Below are 19,742 nucleotides of genomic sequence, written 5' to 3'. Positions count from 1 at the left end.
AAACGCATCAAAATAAAAAAATCCTGATCGTTTTAATTATCAGGATTTGTATTTTAAAGTCTTGTATATTTTAAACGCCACCCATTACGGTAAGTTTTTCCATTGTTGGATTAACACTTCCGCCCATAGGCTCCAATGTTACTGCAAAGGCTTGTGCTTCTTGTATGGTTTGCATTTTCAAGAGAGCCTCGTTCGATGTTGAATCTGCCTTACCAAAAACACCCAAACTAACTGGTTTACCATTTACCAAAGCCCAAAGTTGATATTCGTGTTCTGCATCGGCTTTTGGTAAGTCCATAGCCACATAGTTAATTAAAACACTTTTATCCTTTTTGTTCCAATAAACATTCATTTTAGATTTAGGGCTAATTGCCTGGCCTTGCATCCTAATAGTTGCCCATTCTTTGCTATCTGCCATTTCAGCCATATTATTCAAACCCTTATTATCATATTCTAATTTGCTAACTACACCAGCAAATTTCTGCTTATCAAGATTTAAACTTGCAATCTGCGAATGCGCATCATTTAACTTGTTATAAGTAATAAATAAAGCTGCAACACTCATCACTAATAAGGCTACACAAGCAACCAAAGCATAACGTAAAGTTCTTACTTTACCGTCACTTCCATCTAAGCGTATAATTTTAGGCTCTTCTGTATAAACAGGTTGGTTAGAAACAACTTCTTCCTGTTCCTCAAGATCACTAAAACCTAACTTTTCAAATAATCTTGTTTCTACATCTGCAGATGGTTCTACAGCATTTTGCATAGCATATTGCTCCATAGCCTGCTCAATTGCATCTATTTCAGCTCTTACTTCTGCGTAGCGAGCAGCCATTTCTTCGACCTGCAACGTCTCTTCAGATGATAAATCACCTAAAACGTACAACTCAAGTACTCCAGATTCGATATATGCTTTTAAATTTTCCACGCTCAATTAAAGTTCCTTCTCAATTCTATAATAGCCAGTCGAATTCGGGTTTTAACCGTTCCTAAAGGCAAATCTAATTTCTCTGCGGCTTCTACATGCGTAAAGCCCTTGTAATAAACTAAATCTAGAACCGACTGTAAGTCTGGTTTAAGGTTTTGTACAAGTTGTTTAACACCAAGTATATCGGGGTTAAAAGTTACCTTGTTTTGTTCATCAACGAAACTTACGTTATTTTCTATATCTTGGTTTTTGAGTGAGTTCTTGAAATCTTTGGATCGAAGTTTATCAATTGAAAGATTACGGGCAATATTCATCATCCAGGTAAATAAACGACCTTTAGTATTATCATACTGCGATGCAGATTGCCATATTTTTACAAAAGTTTCTTGTAAAACATCTTCAGCCAACTCTGTATGTGTTATAATTCGGGAGATAACACCATATAAAGCAGACGAATACATGCTATATAACGTTTTTAATACCGCTTGATCTTTCGATTGCAATGCTAAAACGAGTTCAGGCTCTGTTAAGGTTGATTTTTTTAATGCAGTCACTATTGGTTACTAAGATACAATACTCAACAACAAAACCAAAAAAATGTTTTAGCGATACATTCTTAATTGGAGTTCGAATTTTTGTAAAATGAAAAAATACTTAATTTTCTATTATAGAATAAAGAAATTTATGCAATTCCTTCAATCGGGAAAAGATGTTTTTCTGCATGATACGAGGAACGAACCAATGGCCCGCTTTCTACATATTTTAATCCTTTAGCCAAACCAACTTCTTTATACATTGCAAAAGTATCTGGATGGATCCAATCTACAACGGGATGGTGATTGCGTGTAGGTTGTAAATACTGACCTAAAGTTAAAATGTGAACGCCATTAGCAACCAAATCATCCATTGCTTCGAAAATATCTTCTTCGGTTTCGCCTAAGCCAAGCATAATACCTGTTTTAGTTCTCAAACCAAATTCTGAAATCCTTTTCAAAGCCTCTAAACTTCTATCATACTTTGCCTGAATTCTAACCTGTCTGGTTAAGCGTTTAACCGTTTCCATGTTATGAGAAACCACCTCTGGTCTTTCATCTAGCACCCTGTATAAATTATCCCACTGCCCTTTAAAATCAGGAATTAAAGTTTCTAAAGTTGTAATCGGACTTTCTCTACGGATTGCTTGCAAAGTTTCAGCCCAAATAATCGAACCACCATCTTTTAAATCATCACGATCTACTGAAGTAATTACGCAATGTTTTACACCCATCAATCTTACCGAATCTGCTATCCGATTAGGCTCATCAACATCTACAGCTAATGGGCGACCAGTTGCTACTGCACAAAACGAGCAACTACGTGTACAAATGTTGCCTAAAATCATGAAAGTTGCTGTACCTGCACCCCAACATTCGCCCATATTCGGACAATTTCCACTCTCGCAAATGGTATGAAGTTTATGTGTATCAACTAAACTGCGAACTTGCGCATACTCTTTTCCAACAGGCAATTTTACACGTAACCAATCTGGTTTACGCTTAACTTCAGTTACAGCAGGTACTACAGGTAAATCAATCATGATGCAAAGTTAAGGATTAGGATTGAAATGTTGTAACGATGAAATGTTTGAAGGTTGTAATAATAACGATTGCTACATTAAAAATCACTTGGAAAGATACTGAAAGAGGAAATATTGAAGGTTCGGTCCGTTTTTACGCTGTACCTCCGATAAAGTCCGTGCAAACTAGCAAGCTAACAACAAAAAAAGCTTGTTCAAAGGCTTAAATCGGGGTATGCCGCTTCAATACGGTTTAACTGGCACAAGCTAGTACACTAATTTAAGTGTTCTTACCAAACTGATTTTGCTTTTTTTAACAACTCACTTCCTTTTTTTGTTATTTCGTTTTTGCCATTTTCAATCGTAGAGGGTTGAGTATATCGGCTTACAGAATTCGACATTACTTTAAATTTATTAATACCAGCAAAAATTTCTTTTGTATGCGGAACATTATTTTCTTGCATAACTTTCTCCCAATCAATTTTTGCTAAAACCGAAATCATATATTTCGATACTAATTTAGCCATAAAAGCTTTATCGTAAACACCTTTCAAAGTCTCGTCAGATTCTCTTTCTTTCACATAATCTATTGTTTGTTGAATCGCTTCGCGTTCATTATCCGAAAACAATGGACTTGTTATTAGTTTTTCTAATGCTGGTATTGCCTTTTCAGGATTTTCTCTTTTTAGGTTTAAATAAGCGTCAACAATCCAAACCAACTCATTTTGAAGGCCAAGTTTGTTCATATCCTTTACAAACAAATCAAAATCTTCTAACGAACGCTCTTCATCAATCTTTCGCTCCATCCGCATTCGATCGAAACCTCTAAACAGATAATTCATTCCATGAAATGCAGTGTGCGTTTGCTCATCGCTTAAATTTCTCCAGCCAAAAAAAGCTTTTGTGTAGGGTAGCGGAATTTTCTCGTTTTTATCTAACCATTTAATGTTACGAGATAGTCCATCTTCAGAAAGATAAAATAGATTATTTCCAAAAAACAAAAAACCACGAACAAACTCCAGCAAAGTTTTAATTTCTGAGTCTTTTAAAAGTTCTGGTTGAGTTTTGGAACATTCGTATAAGGCAAAGGGTTGGCCTAAATCTCTGGTGGTTAAAACGGCCATACTTAAAATGGCATGTTCTATATTTTGATAACGAACTTTTTCTTTTGGGTCAACAGTTTTTAAATCTATTTTCGGAGCACCGTAAAGCACATTAAAACCTTCAATTATTCCAGGGAAAACATCTTCGTCAGTTTCTTTTACTAAATTTTTAACTTTTCTATAGTCACTATAAAGCTGCAAGGCCTCAACAACTGAAATACTTTTTTTATTAGTATCTAACTGATGCATTGTCGCTAAAATATTTTGAGTTTTTGATGAAAATTTTTGGTATTCAGCCATGTTTGTGTCTAAAACAGCATTTGAACGAACGGCGATTTTAGCGAATTTGTAGAAAATAATTTTATCGTAATTGATGTTTTCTTCAAGTTTTTGCTTGTCGAGCGCCAGTAAAACTTCGTCTGTTTTTTCGTTCGAACAGGCCGAAAATAAAATCGCACAGATCAATAAAACTAAATTTTTCATCTTTAAAACATAATTAATGAAGCAAAGGCTCCAAGCTATAATTAATAAAAATATACTTTTTGAGTGGGATGTTTTTGTTAGATGATTATTCGTTGCTAATATCTAATTTTTCGCAGTACTTATTCTATTATTCGTTGCAAATAGCCTGTTGTTCTATTAATCCAGTTCTAAAAAAAGGTGCAATAATTACTAAACTCAATGTTTCTAATATCATCTTAATGAAGATTTAATAATTTCAACTTAAAATTTGACCTTTTGGATTAGATTTTGCTAATTAGTTCTATCAGAATTAAACAAAAATACATTTTTTAGCAATTTTTTAGTTTTCATATGCGAAAATTCGTTTCATGTTTAAAATCATTCTAAATTTGTAACTCCTTTGATATAAGATGACAAAAAAGAAAAAGACAGTTGGTAAAACTGACGCAGATGTAATTTTAATTGGTGCTGGGATAATGAGTGCAACCCTCGGCGTTTTACTTAAAGAATTAGAACCAAATTTAAGCATAGAAATTTACGAACGCCTTGATATTGCAGCAGCAGAAAGTTCTGATGCATGGAATAATGCAGGTACAGGACACTCTGCTTTTTGTGAACTAAATTACACCCCCGAGAAAAAAGATGGAACAGTAGAAACAACGAAGGCGGTACAAATTGCCGAACATTTCGAGGTTTCCAAACAGTTTTGGGCTTATCTAATCGAAAAAGGATTGATCTCAAATCCTGAAAATTTTATCAGGAAAATCCCCCATATGAGTTTTGTTTGGGGTAAAAAGAATTCAGAATATCTTAAAAAACGTTTTGAGGCATTAACTAAATGTGATTTGTTTAGCGATATGCAATTTACAGAAGATGCAGAAACCATAAATACCTGGGCGCCATTAATTATGGAAGGCCGTAAAAAAGGCGAAAAGGTTGCTGCAACAAAAATGGATTTGGGGACGGATGTAAATTTTGGTTCGCTAACTCGCGATATGTTTAATTATTTAAAGGAACAAAGCAATGTTAGTCTCTTTTTTAATCACGAAATTCGTGATTTGAAAAAAAATAAAGATGGCAACTGGATTATAAAAGTTAAAGATTTAGAAAGCGGCGATAAACGTAAAAGAGTAGCCAAATTTGTTTTCATTGGTGCTGGTGGCGGCTCTCTTCCGTTGTTAGAGAAATCAGATATTCCCGAAGGAAAAGGTTTTGGTGGTTTCCCAGTAAGCGGGCAATGGTTAAAATGTACAAACGAAGAAATTATTGCCAAACACCATGCGAAGGTTTATGGTAAGGCTTCAGTTGGTGCGCCGCCAATGTCTGTACCTCATTTGGATACCAGAATGATTAACGGTAAACAAGCTTTGCTATTCGGACCATACGCTGGTTTTTCTACCAAATTTTTAAAAAATGGTTCATTTTTAGATTTACCTAAATCGATCAAGTTTAATAACATTCGCCCGATGATTTCGGCTGGACTTCATAATCTTGATTTAACAAAATATCTGATTGAACAAGTTAGACAATCGCCAGAAGATAGATTAGACGCGTTGAAAGAATATTTACCAAAAGCCGAATTAAAAGATTGGGAATTGGAATATGCTGGTCAGCGTGTGCAGGTTATTAAAAAGGACGAGAAAAAAGGCGGTATTTTAGAATTCGGAACAGAAGTTGTAAGTGCAGGAGATGGTTCGATTGCCGCTTTATTAGGCGCTTCGCCTGGTGCTTCTACTGCCGTTTCGATTATGATTGAGCTATTAAACCGTTGTTTTGAAGCAGATTTAGCTACACCAGAATGGCAGGCAAAAATTAAAGAAATGATTCCAACTTATGGAAAAGCTTTAGCACAGGATGCAGAACTTTGTAAAGCAACCAGAAGCAGAACATCTAAAATATTAAAAATAGAAAAAGATTAATATTTATTTCAGTTATAAAAGGAAAGGTCATGATTCTCATCATGACCTTTCCTTCTTAACCGTATTTTTTATTAAGCAGCAATTACTTCAGCAACTTCTTCTGCAGAAATATCACTATGTGATGATTCTAAAACACAATCGCCATTTTTGATTAATAAAATTTGAGGTGATTGATGTGCTACCTGAAAAATTTCTGCAATTCGATTCGAAATATCGCGATAGCTGATTAAATCTAAAAAGTACAATTTTGTATCAGCTGGAATAACATCCCAGTCAAATTCAAAATTTTTTTTCGCCATCAAACTAATTGAACAACGTGTACTGTGCTTAAAAATAAGACTAAAACCATCTGCGTTTTTAATCTCATCAAGCTGTTCTATTGAAGTTAAGTTAACCCAAGCCATGATTTTATAAAATTGTTTTATAGGTAACATAAACAAAAATATAAAGTTCTGTAAATGACCTAAAAATGAAAATTCTTTGTTTGAAGATTTTAGTTTCTTCTACGTTTACCTTCAGGATACGAGCTGTACGCTGGGCAAAGTTTAGAAGAGCAAGACTCTAAAATTGTAATGGTGCAAAACACCGCCAATAACAAAATGGCTACTTTTTTCATTCAGATTTTGATTTTAAAGTCCTAATGTACAAATAATTATTAATACGCAATATTAAATGTTCGCAGAAAAATCGGCCATTTTAATTGCTGTAATCGCTGCTTCATCTCCTTTATTGCCATGTTTACCACCAGCACGGTCTTGAGCCTGTTCCAAATTATTAGTAGTTAAAACGCCAAAAATAACTGGTTTACTATATTTAATGCCAACATTTGTAACACCTTGAGCAACAGCATCACAAATAAAATCGAAATGTTTTGTATCGCCTTGAATTACGCAACCTAAACATATTACTGCATCAATATCACTTCTCTTGCTCAGCAAAATTTCGGCTCCACCTGTTAATTCAAAACTTCCAGGTACGGGCAAAGAAACAATATTATCAGCTAAAACCCCGTTTTCTAAAAGCGTTTTTAAAGCACCATTATATAAGGCACCTGTAATTTCCGCATTCCATTCGGCCACAATAATTCCGAATTTATAGTTTGCCCCATTAGGAACCGTTGTGTGAGAAAAATCAGATAGATTTTTTAATTGACTTGACATATGGCAAAGATACTGCTATGTACCGAATGTTAAAAGAGGATAATGTTTAAATGTTGTAAGTTTATCAAACCAACTGTATGTTTCCATAAGTGGCGCCAATTGGTATAATTTTTTCTCCAATCCAAATTTGGCTGCGGTCGAATTTATATATTTTACTTTTTGCAACAATAAAAGCCCTGTGGCAACGAATAAAATCAGCTTTGGGCAATAGTTCTGCCAAATCATTTATGGTAATTCTCGAACTTAACAACTTATCCGTTAGTTGAATTTGCGTATAATTTCCAGAAGCTTCGATATACAGGATATCATTCAACTCAACCTTAATCTGTTCGTAGCCATCTTTAACAAAAATATATTCCGATTTAGCATCTTGTTTATTATTTCTGAAGTTAAAGAGTTCATTTGCTTTATTGCAAGCTTTTAAAAATCGCGAAAGCGAAAAAGGTTTTAAAAGATAATCAACAGCATCGAGCTCGAAACTTTGTACAGCGTGTTCGGTATAAGCAGTTGTAAAAATCACCATCGGTGGGTTACTTAAACTTTTCAAAAAATCAATTCCGCTAATATCTGGCATTTTTATGTCGAGAAATATTAAATCAACCTTGTTGTGCTGTAAATAAGTAATTGCCTCAAAAGCGTTTGTAAAAGCTGCATTTAATTCAACAAAAGGCACTTTCGATGCGTGAGACCGAATAATATCTAAGGCTATGGGTTCATCATCTATCGCGATTGCAATCATTTTTAAAGATACTATTAGATTTATACTCTTTTAAATTTCCTTTCTAAAATTGTTTTTCAGAAGCGCAAAGTTTGTAATTCTTGGCAGATTATGGTCCCGCCAATAATACAATCTTTTGGTTAAAGTTTTCTGCTGAATTAAAGTTCTGCTGCCAAAAGTATTTCCATTTATGTAGGGGCTATTGCACAATGTTTTTTTGCTTTCGGCCAATCACGCCATTATTTATAAAACCGACTAAATCAAATAGTTCAAATTGTGATACAAACGATATCTGGAACTATTTCTGTTTTATTATTTCTATCAATTTCTTAAGTTGATAATCTTCCTTCAAGAAAATCTGGTTTAAGCTTCTTTCAATAACAATATCAGGTTCTGTACCAATGCCATCCAATATTTTTCCTTTTTTTTGAAAAGATACCATTGTACTTATTTTTCCACGTAATCCTGAATTTGGTAATTCAAAATTTTCGCTATTTCCACTCGAACCATCAGTATTAACCCCAACTATTTTGATATTGGGTAATCCTTTAAATACAGAAACAAGAACGGAAGCAGCACTAAAAGTCCTTTCGTTGGCCAGTATATAAATAGGCTTATTGTAATGAAATTTATTTTTGGTTAACTTCTTACCAGTAAGTATATAATAATGGTATTGGCTAAATTTCTTACTGTCCAAATCGTACATTGGTTTAAATGAAACCATAAACTTGTCGATTGCTTCCTGTTCTTTATAACCTAATTCGTCTTTCGAAAATAAAAACCTACTATGTAAACCTTTTTTTAATTCTTCGCTTAGCGGTAATTTTGCTCGTTGTTTTGTTGCGTTAACAACATAAATAGAGTCGGGATGGATAAAGTAGCCTGCTAATTCTTGAATTAAATCACGAGTTCCGCCACCATTATCTCTTACATCTATAATTAGAGCATCACTTTGCTTTGCCCTGGTCATAAAATTATCTAAGTATTCAAAAAATACAGGACAACTCTCTTTCTCGATCATGTCAGAAATTTTGATGTATCCTATACTGTTCTCCAGCGTAAAAAACTTTTCTATGATTGATTTATCGTTGAATTGTTCTTCTTTTAAACTAAATGCATTATTGTAAAATCGCTCGTCCCAATACTTTGCTTTTTGTTTTGCTTTTACTAACTCCATCATTACTTCTTTATCAATACCTTCATCATTAGTCAGTTTTAATGAAATTGGATTTGGTAATTCTAAGCCTAAAGTATTAAAAATCAATTCGATATCTCTTAACTCTCTAACTGCATTAGTAAAATATGAAGCTTTTGGTGCGAGTGTTTCTGCGGGAAGAACCTGCGATAATAACTTTTCTATCGGTATATTATTAATAGATTTAAGATAAGGGAATTCTGAATTCCAAAATTGATATTGTTTTTTTTCTGCTATGTAGTTAACAACCAGAATTTTGCTTTGGTATGGCGAGAATGCAATCGGAAAATAAAGAGAATCACGTAATTCATAATCCTTTATGTAAGCATGTCTATCTCCAATTTTTCCTACGGTTTTAGATAAAAACAATCCAAAATCATATTTAGTAAATTGCTTTTTATCTAATTTCCCTAAAAATTGATCAAAATCTTTTTGGTATTTGTACCCGTTTAATCCCTGGTACGAAGATTTGTTTTGAAGGACTTCGTTAAGTAAGGCTAAGTCGTTTTTAATATCACTTTTCGTTAAATATTTTATTTCGTTTTGAGCATAGCAAAAGCATGAGAATATTGTTGCTAAAATTAGTATTATGTGTTTTTTCATTACCAGAAGGTGCTTTCATTCAAGGTTAAAATGTATAATCTAATCCAGTTGTATGGTTAAATGAACAAAGAATTCTTTTGCGCTTTCGCGGATAATCAATTCGTGTTTGCCATGGTAAAGATGTAACAGACGTTGCCTTACATTTTCTAAACCGATGCCACTTTTTAATTTTTCAGGATCGTTATCGGCCTTTAAGTGAATGCTATTGTGTACATCGAAGTACAGCGTTTTTTCTTTAGTTTGAAGTGTAATTTTAATATGCGATGCTTGTTGCAAGCTGATTCCATGCTTAAAAGCATTTTCTACAAATGGAATAAGCAACATTGGTGTAATTTGCAGGTTGTTTAATTGCTCGTCTATTTGTGTTTCAATTTTTATATCGGCAGAGCGTGATGTACGAAGCTTCTGTAAATCGATGTAATTATTTAGATATTCTACTTCTCTGGTTAGTGAAATTTTATCCTGCATATTTTCATGCAACATAAAACGCATCATATCGCCAAGTTTCTGTATGCCTTCGCCTGTTCTTTCTGCATTTTCTTGCAACGCTGTACCAAATAAGGTGTTTAATGCATTAAATAAAAAATGCGGATTAATTTGCGATTGCAAAAAGCTAAGACTTGCATCTGATTTACCTAATTTGGTTTTTAGTGCTGTAATTTCTGTGCTACTGGCAAGCCTGTGTTTATAAAGATACCAGGATAAAGGCACGCTAATAATTAATTGGGTTGGCATGTGGAACATGCAAACAACAAAAAACATTTCTATTCGCCACACAAATAGGGTTGATATTAATCCCAATGGAACAGCTAATAAGATGGATATAAAAAATATTTGCCAGAAATAAACTTTGAAGGGCTTTCCCTCAGCCTGATTTTCTGGCAGAAGTTTATAAATAGAATATATAACAATGCCAATCGTCGAAAAAATAACTAAAGTCCAGCAAATGCTAATTTCAATTCCCGACCTGGTTGTGATCCATAAAAGTAAACCTACAAACCAAAAGGCAAGTCCGAAACCTACGTCAACCTTAATTTGAGTATTGCGATCGGTACTTTTATCTTTATTGTCGCTTAAAAAACTTGCAAAAGCTTTTAGTAAGCCATAAGCCGAAATAATAACAATAGACCAAATGCTGTAAACAAAACCTTTAAAAAACAAATCGTTATAACCGTCTTGTAAATCATCATTCTGAACCAAAATGTAAGCTTCGCTGTAAGTTTTGCAAACACTAAAAACTAAGCCACCAAATAAAAATAAACCCAAAAGTAAAAAGCTATTGGCCACAACATTTTGCTTTTTAATAAATGCAGGGATTATGCAAAAGTTTATGGCTAAAAAACTAAGGTATAAAATCGAAAAACGGAAAATTTCGGGGATTAAGTAGTTAGAAATGTAAGAAAATTCTAACTGTTGAGCTTTAAAACTATGACTTGGGCGCCCTCCATTATCTGCACCAGAAATTATTAAAATTATAATTAAAACATAGAGGCAAGTTGAAACCCAGAATTCTATCTTTTGTAAATCTTTATTGTTCATTTTGTTTAGTTTGATACTGCAATTTTACTTAGCCGCCACTAAATTATCTTTAAAATGTGATGGATGCTTAAATAAATGTGACGAATTACAGTATGGCTGGATATTTTCGAAGATTTAGGTTCATCACATAATTATAAATTATGCTCTTATTCAAGATTCAATTAATCAAAATTCAAAACGACTGCTTACATTTGAATCGAAAAACAAATGCTTAAAAATTTATACATACAATAATCAAAATGACAGTTTACGGAATTCCAAATTGCAATACAGTTAAAAAATCTATCGATTGGTTAAAAGCAAATCAAATAGATTACGAGTTTCACGATTTTAAGAAAAAAGGAATTACTGCACAGAAACTGAATGAATGGTGTAAAGTTTTCGGTTGGGAAACTGTTTTAAACCGTAAGGGTTTAACCTGGAAAAAATTATCGAAAGAGGAGCAATCTGCTATCGATAATCAGGAGAAGGCGATTGCTTATCTAATTGAAAATACAAGCGCTATTAAACGCCCGATTGTAGAAAAAAATGGTCAGGCTATTTTAATTTCTTTCGATGAAAACCGTTATGCTGAAACACTTGGCTAATCTTGTTGTTTTAATGTTAAACTTTGTTAAATGATGCTTTTCGCATTTAAACTAATCTATTTTTGAATATGTATAAGCTGATCATAATTTTATTACTTGCCCTTCCTTTCGGAGCGCTTGCTCAAACGGTAACTACTGGTGCCGTTTATGATTTTTCGAAAAAATCAACCTCATTACCTGGTGTTACTGTAAGAAATTTAAGCAGCAAAAAAATAACCAGTACTAACGCTGCTGGGAAATTTACAATCGGTGCAAATAATGGCGATTTACTAGAGTTTTCGCTGGTGGGCTATCGTACAGATACGCTTTATTTAACCAATCTTTTGGGAAAAACGGTTTACATGGTTGACAGAGTTAATGCCTTGAATGATGTGAACATTCAAGGGGTAAAAATGAATAAATCAATTACTTCTCCCGATCCGATGGCTGAAAAATATAGTTTGTTGAATACTGGTGGCAATCTGGAGCGTAAAAAAATGACGGATAAAGTTGGGGGCTTGAATTTGAATCTAGGTTATGGTAAGTATAGAAGGCAGCAAAGAAAAGAAGCCGAATTGGAAGAACGAGATAAATATTTAGCGGAGATAGATAATAATTTTAATGAAAAAACAATTAATAATCTTATTAAGTTGGAAGGAGAGGATCTTAAAAACTTCATGATCATTTATCGTCCTTCTTTTTTGAAAATACAAGAGGAAAGACCATTTAGATATTCTTTTTACATTGTTCAAAGCTATCATGCCTGGTTAAAACTTTCTCCGAAAGAAAGAAAGCTGCAAGATTTACCTGCTTTGAAAAAAACAAATCAATAATAAATTTTTTAGTCGCTTAACTGTTTGTAAAGTAACAATATAAGCACAAATAATTCTGCACGAGCTTATTTTTTATATTTGCCGCCGAATAAAAACTTCAACATGAATATCAGAATAAACAAACTAATCGCTATGTGCTTGGTTGGTTGTGCATTTGCATTTACTGCTTCAGCACAGCAAGCGACCACAACAGCTACAGCACCACTTGCAACCAATTATAGCTCATCAGAAGCATTTGGACCATTATTTTACACGCAAAATGGTAATGAATTTCGTTCAGCAAACGGCGCTCCAGGTGCTAAATACTGGCAAAATAGGGTAGATTATAATATTACCGCGAGCTTAGATGAAACTAAAAATACGGTCAGCGGAACAGTAACCATCACTTATAAAAATAATAGCCCTGATAAACTACCTTACTTATGGTTGCAATTAGATCAGAACACATTTAAGGAAAATTCTCGTGGTGCTCAAATTACGCCAAGCCGTAGTCGTTACGGTGCGCAAGGCGAAAAATTTGATGGTGGTTATAAAATTAACAACATCAGCGTATCGCAAAAAGCGGCTGCAGTTAAATTTACATCAATTGTTGAAGATACACGTATGCAAATCCGTTTAAACCAGCCGATGGCTGCCAATGGCGATGTTGTAACCGTAAAAATGGATTATTCATATATTGTACCTAAAGAAGGCTCGGATAGAACAGGCCACTTAACTACTCAAAATGGTGAAATTTTCGCCATTGCACAATGGTTTCCACGTATGTGCGTGTACGATGATGTTTTAGGATGGAATACTTTACCTTATTGGGGTGGTGGAGAGTTTTATTGCGAGTATGGCGATATTACTTACGCAATTACGGCACCTGCAACACATATTGTGATGGGTTCTGGTGAATTGTTAAATCCGCAGGAAGTTTTTACGGCCGAGCAATTGAAAAGATGGAATGCTGCAAAACTAAGTGATGCAACCGTTCATATCCGTTCGGCAGAAGAAGTTACAGATCCTAAATCTCGTCCTGCAAAAGATAAATTAACCTGGAAATTTAAAATTGCAAACGCCAGGGATGCGGCTTGGGCTTCATCAAAATCTTTTGTTTTGGATGCAGCAAAAATAAATTTCCCAAGTGGAAGAAAAGGTTTAGCCGTTTCTGCTCAACCAATCGAAAGCAATGGTAAAGATGGTTATGGCAGAGGTGTAGAATATGTAAAATCGACAATAGAATATTATTCAACAAAATGGTTCGAATATCCTTATCCAATGGCTGTAAATGTTGCTACTAATGTTGGTGGAATGGAATATCCAGGTATTGTTTTTTGTGGATGGAAAGCTAAAAATGGTTCTGCATGGGGTGTAATCGATCATGAATTTGGCCACAGTTGGTTCCCAATGATCGTTGGTTCAAACGAGCGTAAATACGGTTGGATGGATGAAGGTTTTAATACTTTTATCAATGGTTTATCTGGTCAGAATTTTAACAATGGCGAATATAAACCACGCATAACCGATATGAACCGTGTAGGCAAATCAGCAATTGGCAATCCTGCTTTAGACAATATTATGCTAATGCCAGATGGTATGCAAGAAAGAAATATTGGTGTTAACTTATACAGTAAGCCAGGATGGGGTTTAAATATTTTAAGAGATCAGATTTTGGGCGAAGACAGATTCGATTATGCTTTCCGTCAATACATTAAAAACTGGGCCTTTAAACATCCAACGCCTTTCGATTTTTTCCGTTCGATGGAAAATGGTGCAGGTGAAGATTTAGCATGGTTCTGGAGAAGCTGGTTTATAAATAACTGGAAAATGGATCAGGCCGTTGCAGGTGTTGAAGCGGTAAAAGTTGATGGAAACATTTCAAGCTATAACATCAGAGTTAACAATCTTGAAAAAATGCCAATGCCAATTATCCTTCAAGTTAAGACGAAAAGCGGTAAAACCGATATCGTAAAAGTTCCTGTTGATGTGTGGATGAAAAACGCAACCTGGTTGGTGCGTTATCCTACAACCGAAGAAGTAGTTTCGGTAGTTTTAGATCCAAATAAAGTATTACCGGATTCTAATCCTGATAATAATACCTGGACAGCTCCAGCAAATTAATTGAATTATAATTACATTGAAAAGTCCTTAATCGGTTAGATTAGGGACTTTTTTAGTTACAGTATGGTTTCGTTTATTTTTAATGTGTTTTTGGAGTGAGAATTAGATTATCCTATCGCTCATAATTAATCTGCTATAATTTGTTGTTAAGATTACTCAGCAATAGGTAAGTTGAAATAAAACTTGCTGCCTTCTCCAATTGCACTTTGTACTCCGATTTTTCCATCTTCGGCTTCGATAAAATCTTTAGAAATTGCCAAACCTAAACCCGAACCCGATTTGTTTTGCCCATCTGTTGGTACTTGGAAATACCTTTCGAACAATCGTTTTTGGTATTTTTCATCAATACCTTTTCCAAAATCCTGAACTGAAAACTGAACAAATTTATCTTGCTGAACAACATTAATTTTTACTGTCGATTTTTCTGAGCTGTAGCGTAAAGCATTTGATAGAAAATTAACTAGTACCCAAGCGGTTTTCTGAATATCAGCATTAACCTTCGGTAGATTTTTATCGCAATTTAATTCAAGCTGAATTGATTTCTGTTCTGCCTGAAACTTAACCGCATCTATTGCGTATTGTACAATATCTTCGGGTTTAGTAATGGCGAAAGTAAGTTTTAAATTCCCAGTTTCCACCTGAGATAAATCGAGCAACTCGCTGGTAATTTTTAGGAGTCTGTCGCTATCTTCTTTAATGTGCGTTAACAGCTGACTTTGCTCTTCATTCATATTACCAACCCGTTCATCACTTAAGAGTTTTAAACTCATTTTTATCGATGAAAGAGGCGTTTTTAATTCGTGGGAAACAGTGGCAATGAAGTTGGTTTTCGCCTCATCCAACTCCTTAAACTGCGTAATGTTTTTTAATACATAAACACTTCCAGCCGATTTTGAAGATTCGAATAAAGTTTTGTCTTCAAGTGTTTCGTAATTCGGAATGATGATTTCACGATTCTCCAACAAAAAGTACGATTCCTTCTCGTCAGCATAAATTTTGAGCGTTTTATCTTCCGTTTCTGGTTCGATAATTCTATTTAAAAGCTCATTCTTTTTTATCAATTCTTTAACATTCTGTCCGATAACTTTCTCATCGTCGAGATTCATCAGCTTTGCTGCCAAATGATTTAAAAACAGAATTTCGCCCTTCTCATTTAAACCAATAATGGCGTCTTGCATTTGTGCAATAATGGCTTCAATTCTTGATTTTTCTGATTTTATTTTAGAGAGATTACTGTTTTCCCATTCATTTAATTTAACAACCATTCCATTAAAAGAAGTCGCAAGTTCCGTAAACTCATCATCATTTTCAAAGTTTAGCCTTTGCTTGTAGTTTTTCTTGCTGATTTGTTTAATGGCTGAACTGAATTCGGCTAGTGGGTTAGCTACAAAACCTGGAAAATTAACAATGAACGTAAACAAGATCATAAAACTAAGGGTAGCGGCAATCATGATGTATAAATTTGCTCTTCCTGATGCTTCATTCGCCATTTCATTTTTGGAGTAAATGGCTTTCATGTTGACTTCTTCAATGTTTTGAAGCGAAGAGCGAACACTTTTAATGTCGGTTTCTCTAATCGCCTTTGCAGATGAATTTTGAAGTGCTCGATAAGCTATTTCAAGTTGCTGAAAGGCTGCCTTTTCTCCAGTTTCGGTTAGGTTTTGTGCTTCGTTTTTTAAGTTTAGCTCAAAAATTTTTGCCGTTTCTGCGTTTAACGGAAATGAATTTTCATCAACCACGTTTCGCATGGCTGAAACATATTTCAACGATTTGTAATTGTCTTTCAGAATAACTTTCGATTTGTCTGAAAGTTCATTCAAAAAGAAGAGCGCAATTAGGCCGAAAGATAGGACGATTATAAAGAGAAACCCGAATCCGAGGCGGAGCTTGGTTTTTATTTTCATGATGATGTTGTGTTAGAATTGTTGTCACATTGAGCTTGTCGAAATGTTCTTCGGCAAGCTCAGCATGACATTTTGAAATTACGATAGTACTACCAAATCGATTTCTTTTGCGGCTAAATTACGCAACAATTGATTAAAAATTGCCGTTCGCATAATCACTTGAAAAATAGTTAAATGCGGCTTGCCGATACAAATCGTTGTAATTTCTTTTTCTGTTGCCATGTTAATAATGGTTTGGGTAATTTGATTGCTTTTAACTTTAATGAGCTCGGCACCTAATTCGGTTGCTAGCTTGAAGTGATTAATCAAATGTCGTTGTTTATCGAGCTTTATTTTATCGAAACTTTCGGCATCACTTTGTACATATAAAACAATCCACGGAGAGCGATAATACGATGCCAATCGGGCAGTTTTTCTAATCACAACGCCTGCGGTTTCAACATTGGATGATATACATGCTAAAAACCTTTCTGGACGTAATTTTATGGATTTCGGTATCTCTGTCTGGATTTTTCGCTCCACCTGATGCACAACTTCCTTCAAAGCCAATTCCCTTAATTGCAGAATTTTATCCGCCTGAAAGAAGTTTTGTAAAGCCCTTTCAATTTTTGTCCTATCGTATATTTTTCCTTCCTTCAATCGGGTTACCAATTCGTCGGCTGTTAAATCGATGTTTACAATTTCATCGGCAATTTCAAGAATTTTATCTGGAATCCGTTCGGTAACCTTAATGCCTGTAATGTGTTCAATTTCTTCGTTTATGCTTTCTAAATGCTGAATGTTAACGGCCGATATCACACTAATTCCAGCCTCCAATAAATCAAAAACATCTTGCCAACGCTTCTCATTTTTACTGCCTTCGGCATTGGTATGTGCCAATTCATCAACCACGACGATTTCGGGATGGCGATTTAAAATACTTTGCAAATCCATTTCATCAATTTCCTTACCTCGGTAGAAAATATTTTTTCGTGAAATTAAAGGTAAACCAGCAACCAACGCTTCAGTTTCTGCTCTTTTGTGGGTTTCTACATAACCAATGCAAATATCGATTCCGTTACGCAAAAGCGCATGAGATTCTTGCAGCATGCGGTAGGTTTTGCCCACGCCAGCGCTCATCCCAATGTAGATTTTGAGTTTTCCTCGCCTCGATTTTTTAATGAGATTGAGGAAGTTTTTAACTGAATCGTCTTTCATGTTATATGTAAAATGGATGATGCAGAATGTAGTAAGTAAAATGTATGATGGAACTTTGCACATCATCCATTTGACATCTTCCCTTATCCATCAATTAAAATGCTACCGCTATACTTGCTGTTAAAGTTGTATTCGCATTCAAAGCGCTATTTTCTCTTGTAAAAATTTTATCCTTGCTATCATATGTTTTACCTTCTAAACGGATAATTGCGTTTGAAATTGGCGAATAATCAAGGTTTAAGGAATAGCCTTTTGTTTTGAAACCATTTGGCGTTCCTGTTGAAATAAAAATACCATTTTTATCTTCATAATATTCGAATCTACCAGCAACGGCCCATTTCGGAGCGAACTTATATTGAGCAATTGCGACAGGTGATAGAATTTCATTTTTCTCGCTGCTGCCTTTAACTTTTTGCTGCGTTCCATAATCGAAACCAAGGGTTATACCAAATTCGTTTGTGAGTTGAAATACACTATAAATATTGTGGTATAATCGGTTCACGCGTACAGAATCTGCACCTTCAGTTCCTAAATAATTGCTGTAATTTACCGTGATTTTATCAGTTGGTTTCCAGGCTAATTGTAAACCGCCAGCGGGTTTGTTATTGCCATCTACACGGGTAATTCTTTGCCATCCATTTAGGTAGAGTAGGGTCGCTGTTAATTTTCCATCTTTTGTGCCATAGGTAATTTTTGCTCCAGATTCATAATATGGTGTATTTTCTGATGCGATATTTCGGGTTAATACCCAGCAATCTTTAGAAATTGCCCCTTCAAAACCAATGTGCGATGAAAAAATACCAGCATCTATCCAAAGATTTTCTGATTTGGAAAGTTTAACACCTGCATTTGCTTCAAAAATATTCTTTAAGACGCCAGGCTCAGCGGCTAAGTTCGCGTTGGCATAAGTTCCAGCCATTACGGCCAAATTCGCACGGATTGAACCACTATCATAAGCCGCTTTGATGAAACCTAAATTTAAGTTTACTTCGTTCGCACGGTTGTGAGAATAAATAAAGCCTGGGCGATTATGGTCAGCGGGTTTATTGAAATCGTAGCCGTAATAAGTTTCTAAATAACCAGAGAATTTTACTTTTGGCTCTTCTTGAGCGAATGCGGTTAAGCTTGCTGTTAATGTTGTTATAATTGTGATTAGTTTTTTCATGATGTTATTAATGTTTGTTATTCTGAGGAACAAAGAATCTGCAAACGATTAGTAGTACTAGGTTTTCTGTAGAAACTTCGGTTAGGACGGTGTCATTGTGAGGCACCAAGCAACCCTACAACGATCGCTATAATACCAAAAGCATTAAGATTGCTTCATACCTCGCAGTGACGACTTATCGAATTACAAATTATCAAGTGCTAAATTCAGTTTCAATACATTTACTGATGATGGTCCAAATAAACCCATTAATGGTTTTAAAGTATTCATCGCTACTAATTCTTTAACTTTCTGTTCGTTAATTTTACGGGCTTTTGCCACTCTTGTAATTTGAATTGCCGCACCTTGCTCAGAAATATTTGGGTCTAAACCACTTCCTGAAGCGGTAACCATATCGGCAGGAATTTCAGATTTTTTTAACCCTGGGTTGTATTTCAAAAGGGTATCAATTCTCGATTGAACCTCTTTTAGATAATCTGGATTGGATGGGCCTTTGTTAGAACCAGCAGAACCTGCTGCATTGTAGCCAACAGCCGATGGACGACCCCAGAAATATTCAGGTTTGTTGAACGATTGACCTAGTAATTCGTAGCCGACGGTTTTTCCGTTTCTAGTGATTTTTTCTCCACTACCTTTTCCGTTAGAAAGTTTGCTTGCTAATGCGATGCTAATCGGGTAGATGATGCATAATAGTACGATTAAAACTAAGGTTAAGCGTATCGATTGTATGATGTATTTTTTCATGATGATATTTTAATTTTGTCATTTTGAGCCTGTCGAAGAATCTTA

At 34.8% G+C, this 19,742-nt stretch carries 18 protein-coding genes; 4 read left to right on the top strand and 14 right to left on the bottom strand.

Annotation, left to right across the window (positions count from 1 at the left end; all coding sequences use genetic code 11):
• Positions 1-70: 70 nt before the first annotated feature.
• The 4 genes from ACZZZI_RS05495 to ACZZZI_RS05480 form a co-directional block, all read right to left on the bottom strand.
• A complete protein-coding gene (locus tag ACZZZI_RS05495; RefSeq protein ID WP_463488886.1) occupies positions 71-931 on the bottom strand; it encodes an anti-sigma factor in 861 nt (286 codons plus the stop codon).
• Positions 932-933: 2 nt separating this feature from the next.
• A complete protein-coding gene (locus ACZZZI_RS05490; RefSeq protein WP_316763353.1) occupies positions 934-1,485 on the bottom strand; it encodes an RNA polymerase sigma factor in 552 nt (183 codons plus the stop codon).
• A 128-nt stretch (positions 1,486-1,613) separates the two neighbouring features.
• Complete coding sequence (gene lipA / locus ACZZZI_RS05485; protein WP_344765358.1) at positions 1,614-2,507, bottom strand: lipoyl synthase; 894 nt, start codon at positions 2,505-2,507, stop codon at positions 1,614-1,616.
• 269 nt (positions 2,508-2,776) lie between these two features.
• Entirely contained in the window at positions 2,777-4,072 is a 1,296-nt protein-coding gene (locus ACZZZI_RS05480; protein WP_463488885.1) for a hypothetical protein, read from the bottom strand.
• 389 nt (positions 4,073-4,461) lie between these two features.
• On the opposite strand from ACZZZI_RS05480, the gene ACZZZI_RS05475 reads away from it, so the two are divergent.
• Positions 4,462-5,970, top strand: a complete 1,509-nt coding sequence (locus tag ACZZZI_RS05475) for a malate:quinone oxidoreductase (RefSeq protein ID WP_463488884.1) — start codon at positions 4,462-4,464, stop codon at positions 5,968-5,970.
• Positions 5,971-6,041: 71 nt separating this feature from the next.
• Here the strand turns inward: ACZZZI_RS05475 and ytxJ are convergent, their stop codons facing one another.
• The 6 genes from ytxJ to ACZZZI_RS05445 all read right to left on the bottom strand — a co-directional run bounded on the left by ytxJ (position 6,042) and on the right by ACZZZI_RS05445 (position 11,185).
• Positions 6,042-6,404: a bacillithiol system redox-active protein YtxJ gene (gene ytxJ, locus ACZZZI_RS05470; RefSeq protein ID WP_344765354.1), complete on the bottom strand. Its 363-nt coding sequence runs from the start codon at positions 6,402-6,404 to the stop codon at positions 6,042-6,044.
• 59 nt (positions 6,405-6,463) lie between these two features.
• Positions 6,464-6,586 carry a hypothetical protein gene (locus ACZZZI_RS05465; protein ID WP_255352363.1) on the bottom strand — a complete coding sequence of 41 codons (123 nt, stop codon included), beginning with the start codon at positions 6,584-6,586 and terminating at the stop codon, positions 6,464-6,466.
• A 52-nt stretch (positions 6,587-6,638) separates the two neighbouring features.
• Entirely contained in the window at positions 6,639-7,130 is a 492-nt protein-coding gene (ribH, locus tag ACZZZI_RS05460) for a 6,7-dimethyl-8-ribityllumazine synthase (RefSeq protein ID WP_316763339.1), read from the bottom strand.
• 64 nt (positions 7,131-7,194) lie between these two features.
• Positions 7,195-7,869, bottom strand: a complete 675-nt coding sequence (locus ACZZZI_RS05455; protein ID WP_344765349.1) for a LytR/AlgR family response regulator transcription factor — start codon at positions 7,867-7,869, stop codon at positions 7,195-7,197.
• Positions 7,870-8,146: 277 nt separating this feature from the next.
• Complete coding sequence (locus ACZZZI_RS05450; protein WP_463488883.1) at positions 8,147-9,646, bottom strand: S41 family peptidase; 1,500 nt, start codon at positions 9,644-9,646, stop codon at positions 8,147-8,149.
• Between the two features lie 39 nt (positions 9,647-9,685).
• Positions 9,686-11,185, bottom strand: a complete 1,500-nt coding sequence (locus ACZZZI_RS05445; RefSeq protein ID WP_344765346.1) for a sensor histidine kinase — start codon at positions 11,183-11,185, stop codon at positions 9,686-9,688.
• Positions 11,186-11,424: 239 nt separating this feature from the next.
• On the opposite strand from ACZZZI_RS05445, the gene ACZZZI_RS05440 reads away from it, so the two are divergent.
• The 3 genes from ACZZZI_RS05440 (at position 11,425) to ACZZZI_RS05430 (ending at position 14,687) form a co-directional block, all read left to right on the top strand.
• Entirely contained in the window at positions 11,425-11,772 is a 348-nt protein-coding gene (locus tag ACZZZI_RS05440) for a Spx/MgsR family RNA polymerase-binding regulatory protein (protein WP_463488882.1), read from the top strand.
• A gap of 68 nt (positions 11,773-11,840) precedes the next feature.
• Positions 11,841-12,584 (top strand): hypothetical protein, encoded by a 744-nt coding sequence (locus tag ACZZZI_RS05435; RefSeq protein ID WP_463488881.1) that lies wholly within the window; start codon positions 11,841-11,843, stop codon positions 12,582-12,584.
• Between the two features lie 102 nt (positions 12,585-12,686).
• Positions 12,687-14,687: a M1 family metallopeptidase gene (locus ACZZZI_RS05430; RefSeq protein WP_463488880.1), complete on the top strand. Its 2,001-nt coding sequence runs from the start codon at positions 12,687-12,689 to the stop codon at positions 14,685-14,687.
• Between the two features lie 152 nt (positions 14,688-14,839).
• On the opposite strand, the gene ACZZZI_RS05425 is transcribed toward ACZZZI_RS05430, so the two are convergent.
• The 4 genes from ACZZZI_RS05425 to ACZZZI_RS05410 form a co-directional block, all read right to left on the bottom strand.
• Entirely contained in the window at positions 14,840-16,591 is a 1,752-nt protein-coding gene (locus ACZZZI_RS05425; RefSeq protein WP_463488879.1) for a HAMP domain-containing sensor histidine kinase, read from the bottom strand.
• A 78-nt stretch (positions 16,592-16,669) separates the two neighbouring features.
• Complete coding sequence (locus ACZZZI_RS05420; RefSeq protein WP_344765339.1) at positions 16,670-17,788, bottom strand: sensor protein KdpD; 1,119 nt, start codon at positions 17,786-17,788, stop codon at positions 16,670-16,672.
• A gap of 94 nt (positions 17,789-17,882) precedes the next feature.
• A complete protein-coding gene (locus ACZZZI_RS05415) occupies positions 17,883-18,953 on the bottom strand; it encodes a porin (RefSeq protein WP_344765337.1) in 1,071 nt (356 codons plus the stop codon).
• Positions 18,954-19,136: 183 nt separating this feature from the next.
• Positions 19,137-19,697, bottom strand: coding sequence for a K(+)-transporting ATPase subunit C (locus ACZZZI_RS05410; protein ID WP_316763313.1), 561 nt, complete (start codon positions 19,695-19,697; stop codon positions 19,137-19,139).
• Positions 19,698-19,742 lie beyond the last annotated feature (45 nt).

Source organism: Pedobacter sp. AC190 (assembly GCF_979258025.1).
The sequence above is the reverse complement of the archived record's forward strand: the minus strand, read 5'-3'. Positions and strand labels throughout refer to the sequence as shown.